Raw genomic sequence first — 16,858 nt, forward strand, 5'->3', positions numbered from 1 at the left:
CTGACCTGCCACAACAGATCGGGCCATCCGGCACCGACCACACCGGACTGCGACGTAGGTCACTTGGACCTTTTTCCGGGACAGGAAGCAGCGCGGAGAATGATGCCATTACGGCAATGGCCCGGTCGCGATCTTCGTGTTAAAACGTGGGCATACCGGGCACCGAACGAGCCGCGACTTTCGATACACAGAAAGTACCGCATCGAACGACAGCCCGTTACCTGGCTTCCCGAAGGAGGACACAAAGGTGAGGGCACGCCCAATGATCGCCGCTATGACGGCCGCATTCACGGCCATACCGGCCACCGCCATTGCGGTTATCACGCCGGCCGCCCACGCGGCCCAACTCGCCCCCGCGCCGACCAGCGACTTCGACCACGACGGCTACCAGGACCTGGTCAGCGGCGCCCCTGCCGGAACCGCCAACGGACAGGCCGAGGCTGGCGCCGTCAGCATCGTCCACGGCGCGTCCGGCGGCATCACCACCACCCGAGCCGTCGTCCTCAACCAGGAGAGCCCCAACGTGTCCGGAGGGTCCGAACCCGGTGACGCCTTCGGCACCGCCATCGCCACCGGCGACATGAACGGCGACGGCCACGCCGACCTGGTCGTCAGCGAACCCGGCGAAGACCTCGACGCCACCCCCGATGCTGGTGCTCTCATCCTGTTCTACGGCAGCTCCACCGGCTTCACCACCACGGTCTGGATGGGGCTGGCCGCCGACGTGCGCGGTCCCGGAGATCGGTTCGGTGAGGCGGTGTCCATCGGCGACTTCAACGGCAACGGTACCAACGACCTGGCCGCCCTCACCGCCAGCGGCATCGTCCAGCCCTACTACGACGGCGCCACCACTATCACCGCCGCGGAGGCCCAGGACGAGGAACCATCCGGCGCCAGACTGCGCCCCGGCACCCGAGGCCGCTACCGCACCTCCTCCCCCGCGACGGCGACGGCCCGGTCAGCAAGCGGGACGGTCACCCGCTCGGCGGCCGCCGACATCAACGGCGACGGCTACACCGACCTGGCCATCACGTACCTCGGCACCGACGGCCGCACCACCCTGGTCACCATCCCCGGCTCCGCCGCAGGACTCGACTACGGCACGCTCACCGCCATCCCCGGCGGCGGCCGCGCCCTGGCGGTCGGCGACCTCGACAACGACGGCTACGCCGACATCGTCGCCGGGCAGCCCGTCGCCTCCGACAACGCGACCGGCATCATCGGAGGCGCCGTCACCGCCTACTACGGCGGCCCCTCGGGCATCAGCACCACCAGCCGCCGCACCACCATCACCCAGGACACCGCCAACGTTCCCGGCACTAGCACCAGCGGCGACGACCTCGGAGCGGCCGTGGCAGCCGCAGACGTCAACGGCGACGGATACGACGACGTCTACGCCGGCATCCCGCACAAGGACATCACCAACACCGCTGCCCAAACCGACGCCGGGACCGCCGTCCTGCTCTACGGCAGTGCTGCCGGACTGACCGGCAACGGCTCGATTCTCATCCACCAAGACCTCGGCCAAGTCCCCGGAGGCGCCGAAACCGGCGACCAGTTCGGATCCGCCGTCGCACTCGCCGACACCAACAACGACGGCCACGCCGACCCCGCCACCGGTGTCGAAGGAGAAAACGCGGGAGACGGCGGCTTCAGCCACCTGCTCGGCGCCACCGCCATGCCGCCAGCCACCAACGGCACCGCCTACCTCGGCAGCGCCCTCGGCCTCGGCACCGCCTCCCACGCCGGACGCGTCCTCGCTCCCTAACCGGCCACAGCCGCATCACCCGCCCTCGTCGGCCCCAACCCCGCAGCAAGGCCAGCACCCCATGCCCGCCGCCAGAACCACCCCAACCGACAACATCCCCACCAGCCCAAATCGGTCACACACCCCGCGACCCCAGGAAGCCGCACAGCACTGCACCGCCCCCGACCAACCGCCCGAACGGGCGGACCTCACCTGGGCACTGCAGTCCGCCAGAACCGGAGACCAGACCGCCTTCAACGCCCTCTACGACGACCTCCACCCGCGACTCCTACGCTACCTACGCACACTCGTCCGCGCCGACGCCGAAGACATCGCCTCCGAAGCCTGGCTGCAAATCGGACGAGACCTGCCCACCTTCCACGGCTCCTGGCACAAATGGCGCTCCTGGGCCCTCACCATCGCCCACAACCGAGCCCTCGACCACATCCGCCACCAACAACGCCGCCCACACCTCCACATCCCCATCCAAGAACTCGAAGAACACCCCAGCCGCAACAACACCGAAACCGAAGCCATCACCCGCCTCAACTGGCAGACCACCCTGACCCTCATCACCACCCTCCCCCAAAGCGAAGCCGAAGCCGTCCTCCTCCACAGCATCATGGGCTTCACCGCAACCCAAGCCGGACACATCCTCACCAAACAACCCGGCGCCATCCGCACCGCCACCTACCGCGGCCTCCACAAACTCACCCACCACGCCCAACACCTAGGCCTCACCCCATAAACCTTCAGACGATCGACACGAACCGATGAGGCTACAACCCGACCGCAGAGAGGCCATGTCGGCCTTGTCTGCTCGGCGGTTCCGAAACGGACTGGCACGAAGCCAGATGTAGTGGCACGAGACACCACCGGATACGGCCTCCGCGTCCCCGCATCCGCGGGGGCACCGAAGGCAAGGCCTCGCCCCCTGCGGACTGCCAAGCCGTGGTGGGCGCATCAGGTGGCGAGTTGTGTTCGGGTTGAGCACCGACGTCTTTTCCCTAGCTGCCGAGCGCGATTTGCGCAGCGCGGCAGTGGTTGTGTGATCCGCAGTGGTTCCGGATGCTATACGCAGTCTTGGTCGCACACCGTCAGCCGCAACTGCTGCATCGAGGTGATCGCCTCGGTCTCAATCTCGAAGTCGGCCTGACACTTGTGTCGGGCATGGTGTCGCCTCGCCGCCTTGGTGGTCTCGGGAGGCAAACCGTCCGGCGCCGACCAGCGGCTCCCTTGGTCCTGGCCTTCTCGACCGGCTCGGCAGCGAACCAGGTCTCCAGACCATCCTGCGGCTCGCCCTCGCCATGGCCGCGGATGAGCATCGGTGATGTCCTTCGGCAGGTGACCCGACGCCCTTCCGCTGCTCATGTGCTTTCTGTCAATTGCCGGTTGTCAATGTGAAGGCTCAGGACATGCTTAACCGTTCGTTCTCAGGACAGGCTTAACCGAGCGCGGCATGATGCTCGCCCAGAGTGACTGTTGTTTCGAGTGTCTCGGGTGGCGGGCGTGGATCATCAGGCGCTGATGGAGTACCGGTATCGGGCGGTGCGTGAGGTGTTGGGTGGCTCTCCGATCGGGGAGGTTGCGGCCCGGTACGGAACGTCGCGGCAGTCGCTGCATGCCTGGCGCAGGCGGTTCGAGAACGAGGGGATGCCGGGGCTGGCCGACCGGTCGCGGCGGCCCAGGACCAGCCCGACCCGGCTGCCGGCCGAGGTCGAGGCGCTGGTGTGTGAGCTGCGGCGCCAGCACCCTCGGTGGGGCGCCCGGCGGATCGTGCACGAGTTGGGGCTGCTGGGCCTGGATCCTGTGCCCGGCCGGGCGACGGTGCATCGGGTCCTGGTCCGCAACGGGCTGGTCCAGCATCAACAGCAGGAGCATCCGCGCAAGTACCGGCGTTGACAGCGCGAGGCGCCGATGCACTTGTGGCAACTCGACCTGGTCGACGGGGTCCCGCTGGCCGATGGCCGCGAGTGCAAGATGGTCACCGGGATCGACGACCATTCGCGGTTCGTGGTGATCGCGGCCGTGGAGGCGGTGCCCTCAGGGCGGGCGGTCTGCTCGGCGTTCACCCGGCGATGCGCCGCTACGGGGTGCCGTTCGAGGTGCTCAGCGACAACGGCAAGCAGTTCACCGGGCGGCACATCCGGCCGCAGCCGGTCGAGGTGCTGTTCGAGCGCGTCTGCCGTCAGAACGGCATCAATCAGCGGCTCACCAGGCCCCGCTCGCCCACCACGACCGGGAAGATCGAGCGTTTCCACAAGACGCTGCGCCAGGAGCTGCTGAACCATGTGGTGCCGTTCGAGTCGCTGGCCGCCGCCCAGGACGCCGTCGACGCCTGGGTGCACGCCTACAACCACCAGCGGCCCCACCAAGCGCTGAACATGGCCACCCCGGCCAGCGTGTTCCGCCCGCACGCCCCCGCCCGCCCCGACGAGCCCGAGCCCGAGGGCCAGGACGAGGCCGCGGCACCGTTGCGGGTCGAGGTGATCGAGCCACCGGCCGACCGGCCCGACGAGTCGGCGGTGCAGTTCGAGGTCCGCGTCCCACCCAGTGGCCAGGTGACCCTGGTGCCGGGACGGCAGCGCTTCTCGGTTCCCCAAGGTCTGGCCGGACGAACGTTAACCGTCTGGGCTGACCTGCGCAGCCTGCACATCCTGCTCGACGGGCATCTGGTCCGCACCATCGTCTCCCGGCTCTTGCCCGAGGACCTGGCGCATCTGGTGATGCGCTACGGAGCCCTCCCCGCCGGGCCGGCACCCGCCACGGCGGCGCTGCGGCGCATCAACGGCACCACCGAGCTCGGCGCCGGCGAAGCGGTGGAGATCGACCGCAAGATCCACCGCGACGGGCACCTCACCATCGACGGGATCAAATGCCAAATCGCGTTCGCGCTGGCCGGGCAGACCGTGACCATCCGGCTGGACGGCCACCTGATGCACGCCATCGCCGATAACGCCCTGGTCGGCACCTGGCCCTGTCCCATCACCGCCGAGCGGGTCGCACGGCTACCCGGTGCCCGCACGGCCTCGACTCCGCTGCCGCCACCACCGCTGCCCGCCGGATCCATCCGGGTCCAACGACGTGTGCACGCCAGCGGCCGGTTCATGGTGAACAAGCAATTCATCAAGCTCGGCCCCCGCCACGCCGGAAAGCTCGTCACCATCGTCATCGAAGACACCCACTACCGGATCCTGCACGGCGAGGAAGAACTGGCGATCAGACCCCGCCGCGACACCACACCCATCACCCGCCTCTACGTCCGCGGCAAGGGCACCCAGCCCAACTGAGGTCAAGGATCTCCTGATGACAAACGGTCAAGCATGTCCTGAGACCACACACCGACACCGGTGGGGATTTGCATGGCGGTGAGGGTGTCGGTGACTAGGTGTAGGTCTGGACGGGCTGTGGAGTTTTCGGCAGCGATCTGGCGGGCGAGGGGAGGATCGATCATGGCTTGCATGCGGTTCATCATGGCCTCCATGCGCGCCAGCATCGCCTCCTGCGGGTCCGGCTGCTTGGCCTCGTAGCCCAGCAGCACGTTCATCGTGGTTGCGGCGGCTTCGCTTTCCTCGGCCAGTGCCCAGACGTAGTGGGTGGTGGATGTCAGGTCGTTGTGGCCCAGGCGGGCCTGGACGTCCGGCAGCGGGACGCCGTGTGCCAGTAGGAGGGAGGCGTGGGAGTGGCGTAGTTGGTATGGGGTCACATCGACGCCGACGGCTTTGCGGGCCGGGATCCAGATGGTGCTCCATTCACTGGGGGCCAGGTAGTCGTTGCCGTCCCGGCGGACCCGCTGGCGGGCGACCTTGCCTTTGCGGGCCATCGCCTGCACCCGATACGCCGACCGGTAGTCCCGATACGCCTGCACGCACGGCCTACACCTGCAGCCGTGCTTGCGATAAGTGCTGGTCTTGGTGTGGGTGACCCGCGTACCGGTGACGGGTGAGATGAAGGTGGTCTTCGCGGCGGCCTGCATCTCTTCTTCGGTGCAGCGTGGGAGGTTGACCCAAGCCGTGTCCGGCATGAACAACCGCACCGGAAAGACCAGGTCACCGGGTTTCATCCCGTGTTCTTGGACGTGGGCTCGGATCTTCTCCACCAGCGGCCTGCCGACCTTGAATCGGCGGTGCTCGCCGTTCTTGGTGTAGGGGCGGGTCACGAACCGGCCTCCGGTCGGATGGAACTGCTTCGCCACCTCCACAGTCGACCGACAGACCTTCAGCATGCCGGTGTCGTAGTCCAGGTCCCCTTCCTGCAGGGAGATCGCCTCGCAGAAGCGAACCCCGGTCGAGATGATGTACTCGGCGAACAGCCGCTGCGTCGGCAGCGGCAGCTTGCTGCACAGCTCCCAGAACACCGTCTCGTTGATCACTTTGATGTTCTTGTGCGCAGACTGCTTACCGACGTTCAATCCCCGGACAGGGTTGTCGCTGCGGTAGCCCAGCAGGATCGACAGGCCGATCATCGCCGAGAGCACCTTCCGGCAGGACCGCCGCGTGTTCACCGTCCGCCCTGCCTCGGTCAGCCAGGTGAAGTACTGGATAGCGCGGCCGGAGTCGAAAGACGCCACCCGGTCGTCCTTCAGGTAAGGACGGACGTGATTGATCCAGGTCCCGAAGTAGGTCTGCATCGTGTTCGGCTCGACTCGGTGATGCCGCTGGAAGATCGGCCAGAACTCCTCGAACGTCATCGCACGCCTCTGCGCCAGCGTCATCTCCCCCAGGACGCCACCCTTGCCCCGGTCCTGCTCCCGGCGCGCCGCGGTCAGCGCCTCTAGTTCTTCGTCGTAGGTGCCGGCCGACCGGGGTGCCCCGGTCGTGTCGTAGTACATCCCCGTGTACCGGGTCGCCCCGGTGCGCCTGCTGACCTTCCTGACTACGTACGGTTGTCGCATCGACTCCTCCTCTCGACCAGAGAACGAGTTAGCGAACCGGCTAGCGGACTGCCTGTGATGGCCCCGCATCAGCCACCATCGGGCTTGATTAAAAGGTATGTCTACCAGTGATTATACCTTGAAATCAACAACTGGGCTGGGCCTGGGAGGGCTCCGGCAACGTCGCGGCCCTGGACGTCCTGCGTGCCATGGCGAAGGAGCCGCAGACCGTGGAGGCGTACTTCGCCGAGGTCGAACGCGCCGCCGGCGCCGACGCCCGCCTCGACACGGCCGTGCGCGAGATCAAGACCTCCCTCGGCGACCTGGACACCATCGAACTGCGCGCCCGCCGCATCGTCGAACGCATGGCACTGACCCTGCAGGCGTCCCTGCTCGTCCGCCACGGCCACCCCGCCGTCGCCGACGCCTTCTGCACCACCCGCCTCGCCGGCGACTGGGGCACGGCCTTCGGCACCCTCCCACCCGGCCTCGACCTCGCCCCGATCATCGACCGCACCACCCCAAAACTCGGCTGACCCACCCCCACCACGACCACCGTGAGCAAGATCATCCGCTAGCGACTCGCTAGCGGCAGGCGACCGCCTCGGGCCAACCGCATCCAGCAGAACCTCACACCACCCGACTTTCGATCACACTCCGCAACTACGGAGCCGTACTGCCGAAGGCCACGTCCGCTCAGACCGAGAAGCCTGCCCGGACTCGGCTTCTCGGCGGCCGGCAGCCATCGCCAACCACCTGCGGCGAGGCCCGTTCGCCCTCACATAGCCGATGACAGGACGTTCTTGCGGGAGATCGCCGGCACGCTTCGCGGCCGGCGGGATCAGGCGCTCAGCGCAAGTCCGGGAGCCTTGCGAGCTTGTCCGGGTTGCGGACGAGGTCGATCGCGGTGATCCGGCCGGTGTCGACCGTGAACGCCATGACCGACAGGCCGCCGTCGGCGTCCCGGATCACCAGCCCCGGGGCGCCGTTGACCGTGATGGGCAGGATGTCCAGTGGGGGCACGGCGCGGGCACGGGCGAGCATCATGGGGGCCACTCGCGCCGCCGACCGTTCGACGTGCTGCAGTGTGGCGACCTTGCCGCCGCCGTCGCCGCGCAGCACGACGTCCGGGTCGAGCAGCGCGACGAGGCCCGGCAGATCGCCGGTCTGGCAGGCGGCCGTGAACGCCTCGACCAGCTTGCGCTGCTCGGCTTCGGTGGCCGGGGTCCGCGGCCGGCCGCCCTCGACCTGCCGGCGTGCCCGCGAGGCGAGCCGGCGCACCGCCGCCGGCGAGCGGCCGACCACCTCGGCGATCTCGAGGAAGGGGACGCCGAAGACGTCGTGCAGCACCAACGCGGTGCGCTCGGCGGGGGTGAGCCGCTCCAGGACGACCAGCAGCGCCATGCTCACCGACTCGTCCAGCGTGATGCGGTCGGCCGGGTCGTGGGAGCGGGCCTCGACCAGCGGCTCGGGCAGCCACGTGCCGACGTACTGCTCGCGGCGTGCACGCGCGCTGGTCAGGGCGTCGAGCGCCAGCCGGCTGACGGTGGTCGTCAACCAGGCGTCGAGGTTCCGGACGCCCCCCGGGTCGGCGAGCCCGCGCAGCCGCAGCCACGCCTCCTGCACGCAGTCCTCGGCCTCGGCCAGCGAACCCGTCATCGTGTACGCCAGGCGCAGCAGGCGCGGCCGGTTGGCCTCGAAGGACCGTGCCAGCGACTCTTCGTCGTCCCACACGTCCTGCTCTGTCGTCCCCATGCGGTGTTGACGAGGCAGCCGGTCGGGATGTGACACGGCCCCCAGGGCGGCGAGCGTCCCGGGGGCGGGTGTCGGGTGTCGGTGTCACACCTGGGAGGGCTGCGTCGTCAAGCCACGGAATCCCAGTCCGATCCGTGGACGCTCGACACCTTCCAGGGGGAAGAGACCATGACACTTACCGAACTGAACCGAGAACCGGCACCCCGATCACCGTCGCGGCAAGGGGTGTTCGTCCGCATCGCGGGCTTCGCCCACCGCCGCAGGTGGCTCGCCCTGTTCCTGTGGGTGGCGATCTTGGGCGGCGTCTGGGCCGCCGCGTCGGTCGCGGGCGACGACTACCGCAACGACTTCTCCCTCCCCGGCACCGAGTCGCAGCAGGCGGCCGACCTGCTGGCCGAGCACGGCGCCGCGCGCGCCGCCGACACCGTCGAGATCGTCCTGCACCACGACGGCGGCCTGCGCGAGCCCGCCGTCCAGCGACGCGTGACCGCCATGCTGGACGAGGTCACCGGGCTGCCCAAGGTCGGCCAGGTTCGCAGCCTGTACGACGGCGAGGGCGCCATCGCCGGGGACGGCACAATCGGCTACGCCACGGTGGTGCTGGAAGTCCCGTCGGAGGACATGCCCAAAGCCGACACCCAGCGCATCCTCGACACCGCCCAGAAGGCCGCGGGCGGCGGGCTCCAGGCCGAGCTGGGAGGCGACGCGGCCCGGCTGCTGGCCGAGGGCGGAACCGGCGCCGCGGAGGGCGCGGGCTTGCTGGCCGCGCTGGTCATCCTGGTCATGATGTTCGGCACGGTCATCGCCGCCGGGCTGCCCATCATCATCGCCCTGTTCGCCGTCGGGTCCACCGTCGGCGTCATCGTCGTGGCCTCGCACGCCTTCACGATCGCCGGCTGGACCCCGCCGGTGATGATCCTGGTCGGCCTCGGCGTCGGCATCGACTACGCGCTGCTGATCTTCGCCCGCTACCGCGCCGAACTGGTGCGCGGCGAGACGCCGGAGCAGGCCACCGTGAACGCGATGGACGCCGCGGGCCGTTCGGTGTTCTTCGCCGGCTGCACCGTCATCCTGGCGCTGCTCGGCCTCGTCGCCCTCGGCCTCGGCTCGATCCAGGGCATGGCGCTGTCGGTGGCACTGACCGTGCTGGTGACCATGCTCGCCGCCCTGACCCTCCTGCCCGCGCTACTCGGCATCTTCGGCCGCCGCTTCGCCCGCCAGTTCACCCGGCGCGCCGAGCGGCGCCAAGCCAAGGGCCGGGCCGCCGAGGGCACCGCGTGGCGGCGGCTCGCGGCCGTGGTGCAGCGACGACCGCTGGCCGCCCTGCTGACGGCGGCGGTCATCCTCGGCGCGCTCGCCGTGCCGGCTCTGGGCATGCGGCTCGGCTTCTCGGACGCGGGCAGCGACGCGCGCGGCGCCACCAGCCGGGAGGCCTACGACCTGCTCTCCCAGGGCTTCGGCCCCGGATTCAACGGCCCGCTGCTGGTCGTGACCGACGGCGGGAGGGGCAGCGCCGAACAGGCCGCCGCGGAGGCGACCCGGGCGCTGAACGGTGTCCCCGCGGTCCAGGCCGCCGCGGCCCCGATACCCACACCGGACGGCAAGGCCGCCACCGTCCTGGTCTTCCCCGCCTCCGCCCCGCAGGACGAGAAGACCTCCCAGCTCGTCGGCACCTTGCGCGACGACGTCCTGCCGGAACTGTCCGCGCAGAACGGCGCGCAGTATCTGGTCGGCGGGGCCACGGCCGCGTCCGAGGACTACGCCGCCAAGGTCGCCGACCGGATGCCGCTGTTCATGACCATCGTCGTCGGCCTCTCGGTGCTCCTGCTGATGGCGGTGTTCCGCTCGGTGCTCATCCCGCTGAAGGCCGCGCTGCTGAACCTGCTCAGCATCGGCGCCGCGCTCGGCGCGATGAAGCTGGTGTACCAGGACGGCCTGTTCGGCATCGAGGGCGGGCCGATCGAGGCGTACCTGCCCGTAATGATCTTCGCGATCGTCTTCGGGCTCTCCATGGACTACGAGATCTTCCTGATCTCCCGGATCCACGAGGAGTGGACGCGCTCCACCGGCGACCCGTCCCACGCCGTCCGAGAGGGACTGGCCCACACCGGCTCAGTGATCACGGCCGCGGGCTCGATCATGATCTTGATCTTCGCCGCATTCATGCTCAGCCCGGAACGAATGCTGCAGCAGGCCGGCTTTGGCATGGCGGTGGCGATCTTCGTGGACGCCGTCATCATCCGCTGCCTGATCGTCCCGGCGGCGATGGAGCTGATGGGCCGCCGCGCCTGGTGGCTGCCCGCACCGCTGGCCCGGCTGCTGCCGAAGGTGGAACTGGAACGGCACTGAGCCCGCACACCATCATGGATGAGACCCGTGCATGAGCCACCAACACCAATGACAACAGAAATGGTCTGTCGATGAACGTGCTCTTGTGGATCATGCAAGCGATCTTGCCCATGTTCGCCCTACCCGGCCTGGAGAAAGCCTCCCAGCCGAATGCCAAGCCGATCGGCAAATATCCGCGGCCGCAGGCATTCCCCCGGCGATGGTGCGGTTCATCGGGGTGATGGAACTACTCGGCGCCATCGGTTGATTGCGCCCGGCCGCCACCGGAATCGTCCCCACCCTGACACCAACCGCCGGAACCGGACTGGCGGTCCTGATGGTTCTGGTGGCGGCCATGCACCTGCATCGCAAAGAACCGTCCGCCGCACCGCGTTCCGGCCGCTCCCCAACTTCCGGGCGATCGCCCGGATCGGTATCTGCTCCGACCGGTGCAGCCTACGGATCTCCCCAGTCCTCCACACTCAGCACCCCTTCGCTGTAACGAAACTGGGGACCTCAGCCACGGCACAGTTGTTGGCCCCGGCCGGTGGTTCCGCTACTCGGGTGCTGGGGTGGTGTTCAGGCTGCGGGGCGTTGGGGTAGCGGGTCGATCGGGGCGAGGACGACGTCGTAACCCAGGCGGCGCAGAGCATTGGTGTGCCGGCCGGCCTGGCGGGCGGGGTCGGCCGGTCGTAGTAGTCGGCTCCGTCTTCGCGGTAGTCGATGTCGTGTTTCAGCACGGCTCACACGATGCGGGGCAGGGGGTGGGCCCTGATGCAACGATCTAGGGACCGACGAATGGACCGAGGCCCGCCGCTACATGGGACTGGAATTCCTCACCAAGGCCCGGCTGCGCGTCATCGACAGCACCACGCCCGACCCCGCTACCGAGCAGAACTTACTGCTTAACCTGCAGAAACAGGATCACGCGGAGATCAACTCCCACACCACTCCGCTGAACGTGGCCGTTTCGGCGAGCGGCGGTGGACAGTGGCACTGGTCAGTGCTGTCCGATTAGCGAGTGCGCACCTTCAGCGGGTTACGCCCTTCCTGTATGGCTGTGACCTCTGCCGAGGAGGGCGCCCAGCAGCCCGTACCGTTCGCCTTGCAGGCGATCCAGTACCCGCATTCGCTCGGCGTCCGCTCACCGGCACCCCAGTTGACCCGGCAGGGACGGAAGTAGATCGTGTCGATCTCGGCGAAGTTCTTGTTGCAGCGCGCCCACTTCCCGGACCCTAGCGCGTTGCGGCAGCCGCCCTTCCGCCGGAGGGCGCCCGTGTCGCCCGAGTAGTCCCGCCAGTCGGCGACCGCGGACTGGCCGTCGCTGTTCTCGTCCCGGACCCAGAAGGTGTCTCCGTACGAGTGGTAGCACACCCTGGCGTAGTCGTTCCAGACGCACTGCATCTCGGTCGGAATGGAATCGGTGCCGCGTTCAGCGGTGTCCCACTCGTACGTGATCGCCGACGCCGGCCCTGCCAAGCCGAGCACGAGCGTGGCCACCAGTCCGAGTAGCAGGGGTATGACTCGTTTGGACATGCCCGCCCTCCTCTACGAGTTGCAGGTTCGACATGAAGACGCCGCCGACCGCTCGAATGTGACAGCGTGGCCGGAACCCATTCCAATTGCTCCCGGGTGGCGCTCAGCGTCCTCGCCTCGGGCTTGATCGGAGGATCTGCTCCGGCCCGGCGGTCGGCGCGGGTGGAGACGGCTGCCAGGCCCATTCGTCCGCGACGCCCTCTCCGGCGGTGCGTCCACCGTCGACCTGGGAAACATCCGCGATGCTGGACAGCCACAGCGGCCGTTCGCCTGCGACAACGCCCTCGTAACGGCGCATCAACACTGCTCGACTTTCGCCCGTATGCAAACAGGCACCCAGGTGGGTCTCCTCTGGCGTCGGCGTCGACCCGCAGCACGGTCCCGCCGTGGTCCGCCTTGCGGCGCAGGCGATGCTAGGTCCTGCATTGAGCACTCCCTCACGCGGGCTGCCGGTGCCGCCCGCCGCAGCCCGGCCTGAGCCCAGGTCAGCCGATGCGGAGGGACGCGGCAAGATTGCCGGATGAGCGAGTTCCAGATCGTCCAGCCCAACACCTGGACCCCGCTGGTCGGTACGGATGTCGAGGTTCTGGTCGACGGCGTGGACCAGGACGTGTGCGTGGATGCCGAGTTGTACCGCAACGGCCGTGGCGAGCAACTTGTCGAGTTCTCCATCGCGGCACATGCCGACGCCAAGATCGTCGTCCGCGCCCCGAAGACCGACCTGGCGTGGCCTCAGGGGTAACCCGCGTCAGCGAGTTGATCGCGTTTAGGCTCTCGCTGCGTGCTGGAGCGTCGCGGGGTCACAGCACCGTGGGGCTGCGGCGTTCGAGGAGGACGACGTCGCGCCATTGGCCGTGGAGGCGGCCGAGGCGTTGGCGGGTGCCGACGGTGCGGAAGCCGGCCTTGGCATGGAGCCGGAGGCTAGGGGTGTTCTCGGGGAAGATGCCGGTCTGGATGGTCCAGATGCCGTTGGCTTCGGTGGCGGCGATGAACGTGGTCAGCAGCGCGGCTCCGATGCCCCGGCCGCGGGCGTGCGGGCAGATGTAGACGCTGTGCTCGACTACTCCGGCGTAGCAGCAGCGGTCGGAGACGGGCGTGGCGGCGATCCAGCCGAGCACTGTGTTGGCCGGGTTTGCGGCGGTGTCGGTCGCGACGTACCGGTATTGGGAGAGCCTGGCGGTGTCGAACGCCTGCCAGGTGGGGGCGGTCGTCTCGAAGCTGGCATGTCCGGTGTCGAGGCCTTGCTGGTAGATCGCCAGGACCTGGTCGGCGTCCTGGTGCCGCATGGCTCGGATGGTGATGCCGGGGTGCTCGTGGTGCTGATGGGATGGCATGGCGTGCGTCCTGCTAGTCGGGTTTGATGGCGTGGACGATGGCCGCGTTCAGCCCGCCGGTACCGGTGGTCGTGGTGATGTCGACCGCGGTGAACCCGGCCGTTCGGAGTTCGCGGTGATACTCCTCTGCGGTGAGTGTGGAGGCGGCGCAGCCGAGGCGCCGTTGGGCGGCGGCGGTGCGTTCGGCGGGGTCGAGGCCGGGTTCGGTGATGATGTCGCTGACGCCGAGTCGCCCGCCGGGGCGCAGGACGCGGAAGGCTTCGGCGAGGACGCGGGGCTTGTCCGCGGCAAGGTTGATGACGCAGTTGGAGATGACCACGTCGACGCCGGCATCGGGGAGCGGGATGTCTTCGATGCGGCCGTTGAGGAAGTGCGCGTTGTCGGCTCCGGCCTGGGCGGCGTTGGCGCGGGCGAGGGTAAGCATGTCGTCGCCGACGTGCAGGCCGTAGGCGGTTCCGCCGGGGCCGACACGGCGGGCGGACAGCAGTACGTCCAGGCCGCCGCCCGAGCCCACGTCCAGGACGGTCTCTCCGGGGCGCAGTTCGGCGACGGCGAGAGGGTTGCCGCATCCCAGGCTGGCGCGCAGGGCGGCCTCGGGCATCCCGTCCTCGCTCGGATACCCGACGGCGTCAACACAGGAGTCGCCGCAGGGAGCGCCGTCGTGTGGGGCGCCGCCCGCCAGGGCGAGCCGGGCCAGGCCGGAGTACCGCGCGACGATGACCTCGACGGGATCACCGGTGCTGGGGTCGGGCATCAGGTGTCTCCTTCGGGCGGGCAGGTCGGGGCGGCCGGCGCGGGGCGTCCCATGACCAGGTCGGCGGCGGTGGGGAAGCAGGCCACGCATGCCTGGTTGATCCGGTAGTGGCGGGCGGTTCCGTGCTGGTCGACCAGGACGAACCGGACCTCTGACAGCACCTTGAGATGTGCCGAGACGGTCGACTGCCCGACATGGACGGCATCGACGATCTCCCCCACGCTCATCGGCCGCCCCTGCCGTGCGAGCAGCGACACGATCTGGACACGGGTCGGGTCGGCCAGCGCCTTGAACCAGGACGCGTACTCGGCGGCGATCGCCCGGTCGAGCGGCTTCTGTGTCTCCTTCATCGTCCATCGACGATAGACGATAAAAAGCTCAGACCGTGGAGGCGTACTTCGCCGAGGTCGAACGCGCCGCCGGCGCCGACGCCCGCCTCGACGCGGCCGTGCGCGAGATCAAGACCTCCCTCGGCGACCTGGACACCATCGAACAGCGCGCCCGCCGCATCATGGAACGCATGGCACTGACCCTGCAGGCATCCTTCCTCGTCCGCCACGGCCACCCCCGCCGCCGCCGACACCTTCTTCTGCACCCGCCTCACCGGCGACTGGGGCACCGCCTTCGGCACCCTCCCACCCGGCCTCGACCTCGCCCCGATCATGCCGCTTCGTCGCCGGCACGTCGACACCGCAGACCAGACTCAATTGACAACCCAGTAGGGCGGCCGTCGCCCGGTCATCGGCCGTCAACCGGTCTGAGTTCGCCGTGGCCGAGCACGCTGCGATTTGAGTCCTGACGGAAACTGAATGCCGTGGTGAGGGCGGTGTCGTGCGTCATCGCGTGTGTTGCACGACTCGATCCGTGGACAAGCAACTGCCCGATGACTACCGCAGCCACTACGCCGAAATCGAATTCGGCTACGGCCACCCCACCATCGTCCATCCCGGCCTGGACGCCGTGCAACGGCTTACCCCAACCGGGAGTTGAGCCACCTCCTAGAGTGCGTGGGTGAACCTTTCGCATCTCGGCACGCCGATCGGGCCGATGATCCGCGTCCACGGGGGGTTCGCCAACCGGATGTACCGGCTCGACACCGACCAGGGGGCGTTCGCGGTGAAGGAGTTGAACCTGGTCGACCGCCGCTGGGCCTATCGCGCCGAGGACGTGTTCAGGTTCGAGCGGGCGGCCTTCGCCGCCGGCATTCCGATGCCAGAGCCGATCTCGGCCGGCCACCACACGCTCGTTCACCGATGGGTCGAGGGCGAGAAGGTGCCCGAAGCGCCGGTGCCGGCGGCGTACGCGTTCGAGATCGGTGAGATCCTCGCGCGCATCCACGCGCTCGACGTCGCGTGGCCCCGTGTGCCGATCGAGGACCCGATCTCACGGGTCTGGCCCGAGCTCGCCGCGCGGGCGGCGGCGACCGGGCAGCCGTGGGCCGACGAGCTCGCCTCTCGCGTCGAGACGTTCCTCGGGATCGCCCACTTCGTCGACACCTGCGAACGGCCGGGCCCCGTCGTGCTGACTCACAGGGACGTCCAACCGTGGAACCTGCTCGCTCGAGAAGGTCGGCCGGTGGTGCTCGACTGGGAGCTCTCGGGGATGCTCGACCTGTCCGGTGAGCTCGGCTCGACCGCGCTGAGCCTCGCGAAGGGACCCGGCTTCGACGACATCGAGCCCGCCATCTTCCGCTCGGTTCTCGACGGCTATGTCGCGGGGGGCGGAGTGCTGCCGCCGGCAGGTCCAAGCTGGTTCGTGTTCATGATCGGCGGCTGGCTGGGGCACACGAGGTGGAACATCCTCCGGTGCCTCAGCGGTGTCGAGGCGAGCACCGGTCCTGACCTCGCCCTGTCGCACGAGTCCGTGCGTAACGGGGTGCGCGGCCTCCCCGACCTGTTCGGCCGACTTCCGCAGCTCGAGGCGCTGCTCGTGTGACAGTGACCTGCGTCGGTACTTGGCACGCTGCGTAAGGCACACATTCCGTGAACGGGTTGGAGAGTAGGGGGGCGGTGGACGTGATGGTTGCGCGGTGGAAGCTGCTGCGGGAGCGGCGCAGCTACGGCGCCAGTTCTTCGCCGAGGACGGCCTGCCGCCGGTTATGTCACCTGCTACCGAGCCGCCCAACGTGAGCCGCCAAGCCCGTGAGGCTCGCCGACTGCGTCACCGCCCGCCGCCAGTTCCCGAACATGGCCCGGCAGCATTACCGGCCACGCCTCTTGGTGCGCCGCCGAACCGTGACGACCCTTGCGATCACGAGCACGGCCACCACCACTACAAAGCCGATCGAGACCAAGACCTTTTGGACCGTCCCAAAGTAGTAGGCCAAATCACCGGCCATCGCCTCCAGCATGAACGGCATCTCCTCCCCCGGGACCGGACTTACCCCGGCACATCCGGCTCACCCTCCAGAGATGACCATGTATGTTTGGGCCGCACTTTAGCCTTGCATTATGAAAAATCGTTTGATTCGAGAAAACCAGATAAAATGGTTTGCGGGAAGTCGGCAGGTTTATTTTCCTCTCGAATTCAAA

At 68.5% G+C, this 16,858-nt stretch carries 18 protein-coding genes; 10 read left to right on the plus strand and 8 right to left on the minus strand.

What is annotated here, in order from left to right; all coding sequences use genetic code 11:
• Positions 1-274: 274 nt before the first annotated feature.
• From AB0K34_RS11940 to AB0K34_RS11955, 4 genes are all read left to right on the plus strand, one after another.
• Positions 275-1,768 (plus strand): FG-GAP-like repeat-containing protein, encoded by a 1,494-nt coding sequence (locus AB0K34_RS11940; protein WP_364547751.1) that lies wholly within the window; start codon positions 275-277, stop codon positions 1,766-1,768.
• A gap of 61 nt (positions 1,769-1,829) precedes the next feature.
• The gene (locus tag AB0K34_RS11945) at positions 1,830-2,495 is read left to right on the plus strand and encodes an RNA polymerase sigma factor (RefSeq protein WP_364547754.1); all 666 of its coding nucleotides are present in this window, start codon (positions 1,830-1,832) and stop codon (positions 2,493-2,495) included.
• Between the two features lie 752 nt (positions 2,496-3,247).
• Positions 3,248-3,649 carry a helix-turn-helix domain-containing protein gene (locus AB0K34_RS11950; protein WP_364547757.1) on the plus strand — a complete coding sequence of 134 codons (402 nt, stop codon included), beginning with the start codon at positions 3,248-3,250 and terminating at the stop codon, positions 3,647-3,649.
• Between the two features lie 176 nt (positions 3,650-3,825).
• Positions 3,826-5,037 carry an integrase core domain-containing protein gene (locus AB0K34_RS11955; RefSeq protein WP_364547760.1) on the plus strand — a complete coding sequence of 404 codons (1,212 nt, stop codon included), beginning with the start codon at positions 3,826-3,828 and terminating at the stop codon, positions 5,035-5,037.
• Between the two features lie 2 nt (positions 5,038-5,039).
• On the opposite strand, the gene AB0K34_RS11960 is transcribed toward AB0K34_RS11955, so the two are convergent.
• The gene (locus AB0K34_RS11960) at positions 5,040-6,578 is read right to left on the minus strand and encodes a tyrosine-type recombinase/integrase (protein WP_364547763.1); all 1,539 of its coding nucleotides are present in this window, start codon (positions 6,576-6,578) and stop codon (positions 5,040-5,042) included.
• A 251-nt stretch (positions 6,579-6,829) separates the two neighbouring features.
• Between AB0K34_RS11960 and AB0K34_RS11965 the strand changes: the two genes are divergently transcribed.
• A complete protein-coding gene (locus tag AB0K34_RS11965) occupies positions 6,830-7,156 on the plus strand; it encodes a hypothetical protein (protein ID WP_364547766.1) in 327 nt (108 codons plus the stop codon).
• Between the two features lie 313 nt (positions 7,157-7,469).
• Here the strand turns inward: AB0K34_RS11965 and sigJ are convergent, their stop codons facing one another.
• A complete protein-coding gene (gene sigJ, locus AB0K34_RS11970; RefSeq protein WP_138641274.1) occupies positions 7,470-8,375 on the minus strand; it encodes an RNA polymerase sigma factor SigJ in 906 nt (301 codons plus the stop codon).
• Positions 8,376-8,543: 168 nt separating this feature from the next.
• Between sigJ and AB0K34_RS11975 the strand changes: the two genes are divergently transcribed.
• On the plus strand, positions 8,544-10,724 hold the full coding sequence (locus AB0K34_RS11975) for an MMPL family transporter (RefSeq protein WP_171069425.1): 2,181 nt from the start codon (positions 8,544-8,546) through the stop codon (positions 10,722-10,724).
• 799 nt (positions 10,725-11,523) lie between these two features.
• Entirely contained in the window at positions 11,524-11,721 is a 198-nt protein-coding gene (locus tag AB0K34_RS11980) for a hypothetical protein (protein ID WP_138641276.1), read from the plus strand.
• Here AB0K34_RS11980 and AB0K34_RS11985 read toward each other — a convergent pair.
• Positions 11,718-12,239: a hypothetical protein gene (locus AB0K34_RS11985; RefSeq protein ID WP_138641277.1), complete on the minus strand. Its 522-nt coding sequence runs from the start codon at positions 12,237-12,239 to the stop codon at positions 11,718-11,720. The two genes, AB0K34_RS11980 and AB0K34_RS11985, sit on opposite strands and share 4 nt — an antisense overlap.
• A gap of 520 nt (positions 12,240-12,759) precedes the next feature.
• Between AB0K34_RS11985 and AB0K34_RS11990 the strand changes: the two genes are divergently transcribed.
• The gene (locus AB0K34_RS11990) at positions 12,760-12,981 is read left to right on the plus strand and encodes a hypothetical protein (RefSeq protein WP_138641278.1); all 222 of its coding nucleotides are present in this window, start codon (positions 12,760-12,762) and stop codon (positions 12,979-12,981) included.
• A gap of 58 nt (positions 12,982-13,039) precedes the next feature.
• Here AB0K34_RS11990 and AB0K34_RS11995 read toward each other — a convergent pair whose 3' ends face one another.
• The 4 genes from AB0K34_RS11995 to AB0K34_RS12010 are packed head-to-tail and all read right to left on the minus strand — an operon-like array spanning position 13,040 to position 14,922.
• Positions 13,040-13,573 carry a GNAT family N-acetyltransferase gene (locus AB0K34_RS11995; protein ID WP_240808512.1) on the minus strand — a complete coding sequence of 178 codons (534 nt, stop codon included), beginning with the start codon at positions 13,571-13,573 and terminating at the stop codon, positions 13,040-13,042.
• Positions 13,574-13,586: 13 nt separating this feature from the next.
• Positions 13,587-14,327 (minus strand): methyltransferase domain-containing protein, encoded by a 741-nt coding sequence (locus AB0K34_RS12000; RefSeq protein WP_138641279.1) that lies wholly within the window; start codon positions 14,325-14,327, stop codon positions 13,587-13,589.
• The gene (locus tag AB0K34_RS12005) at positions 14,327-14,677 is read right to left on the minus strand and encodes a metalloregulator ArsR/SmtB family transcription factor (RefSeq protein ID WP_301174551.1); all 351 of its coding nucleotides are present in this window, start codon (positions 14,675-14,677) and stop codon (positions 14,327-14,329) included. Before AB0K34_RS12005 ends, AB0K34_RS12000 begins: the two co-directional genes overlap by 1 nt.
• A complete protein-coding gene (locus AB0K34_RS12010) occupies positions 14,674-14,922 on the minus strand; it encodes a hypothetical protein (protein WP_301174550.1) in 249 nt (82 codons plus the stop codon). Before AB0K34_RS12010 ends, AB0K34_RS12005 begins: the two co-directional genes overlap by 4 nt.
• Before the next feature lie 269 nt (positions 14,923-15,191).
• Between AB0K34_RS12010 and AB0K34_RS12015 the strand changes: the two genes are divergently transcribed.
• Both AB0K34_RS12015 and AB0K34_RS12020 read left to right on the plus strand, forming a co-directional pair.
• A complete protein-coding gene (locus AB0K34_RS12015) occupies positions 15,192-15,317 on the plus strand; it encodes a hypothetical protein (protein ID WP_274704629.1) in 126 nt (41 codons plus the stop codon).
• A gap of 57 nt (positions 15,318-15,374) precedes the next feature.
• Positions 15,375-16,262 (plus strand): aminoglycoside phosphotransferase family protein, encoded by an 888-nt coding sequence (locus AB0K34_RS12020; protein ID WP_274704630.1) that lies wholly within the window; start codon positions 15,375-15,377, stop codon positions 16,260-16,262.
• Positions 16,263-16,527: 265 nt separating this feature from the next.
• Here AB0K34_RS12020 and AB0K34_RS12025 read toward each other — a convergent pair whose 3' ends face one another.
• Entirely contained in the window at positions 16,528-16,677 is a 150-nt protein-coding gene (locus tag AB0K34_RS12025) for a hypothetical protein (RefSeq protein WP_171069126.1), read from the minus strand.
• Positions 16,678-16,858 lie beyond the last annotated feature (181 nt).

Source organism: Actinomadura sp. NPDC049382 (genome assembly GCF_040677125.1).
Taxonomy (GTDB): domain Bacteria; phylum Actinomycetota; class Actinomycetes; order Streptosporangiales; family Streptosporangiaceae; genus Spirillospora; species Spirillospora geliboluensis.

Coding starts and splice junctions, on each gene's coding strand:
- AB0K34_RS11940 (WP_364547751.1), top strand. CDS start 275: ATGACGGCCGCATTCACGGCCATACCGGCCACCGCCATTGCGGTTATC.
- AB0K34_RS12025 (WP_171069126.1), bottom strand. CDS start 16,677: ATGCTGGAGGCGATGGCCGGTGATTTGGCCTACTACTTTGGGACGGTC.
- AB0K34_RS12000 (WP_138641279.1), bottom strand. CDS start 14,327: ATGCCCGACCCCAGCACCGGTGATCCCGTCGAGGTCATCGTCGCGCGG.
- AB0K34_RS11990 (WP_138641278.1), top strand. CDS start 12,760: ATGAGCGAGTTCCAGATCGTCCAGCCCAACACCTGGACCCCGCTGGTC.
- AB0K34_RS11945 (WP_364547754.1), top strand. CDS start 1,830: ATGCCCGCCGCCAGAACCACCCCAACCGACAACATCCCCACCAGCCCA.
- AB0K34_RS11960 (WP_364547763.1), bottom strand. CDS start 6,578: ATGTACTACGACACGACCGGGGCACCCCGGTCGGCCGGCACCTACGAC.
- AB0K34_RS11985 (WP_138641277.1), bottom strand. CDS start 12,239: ATGTCCAAACGAGTCATACCCCTGCTACTCGGACTGGTGGCCACGCTC.
- AB0K34_RS11965 (WP_364547766.1), top strand. CDS start 6,830: ATGGCGAAGGAGCCGCAGACCGTGGAGGCGTACTTCGCCGAGGTCGAA.
- AB0K34_RS12005 (WP_301174551.1), bottom strand. CDS start 14,677: ATGAAGGAGACACAGAAGCCGCTCGACCGGGCGATCGCCGCCGAGTAC.
- AB0K34_RS12020 (WP_274704630.1), top strand. CDS start 15,375: ATGATCCGCGTCCACGGGGGGTTCGCCAACCGGATGTACCGGCTCGAC.
- AB0K34_RS11995 (WP_240808512.1), bottom strand. CDS start 13,573: ATGCCATCCCATCAGCACCACGAGCACCCCGGCATCACCATCCGAGCC.
- AB0K34_RS11975 (WP_171069425.1), top strand. CDS start 8,544: ATGACACTTACCGAACTGAACCGAGAACCGGCACCCCGATCACCGTCG.
- AB0K34_RS11955 (WP_364547760.1), top strand. CDS start 3,826: ATGCGCCGCTACGGGGTGCCGTTCGAGGTGCTCAGCGACAACGGCAAG.
- AB0K34_RS11980 (WP_138641276.1), top strand. CDS start 11,524: ATGGGACTGGAATTCCTCACCAAGGCCCGGCTGCGCGTCATCGACAGC.
- sigJ (WP_138641274.1), bottom strand. CDS start 8,375: ATGGGGACGACAGAGCAGGACGTGTGGGACGACGAAGAGTCGCTGGCA.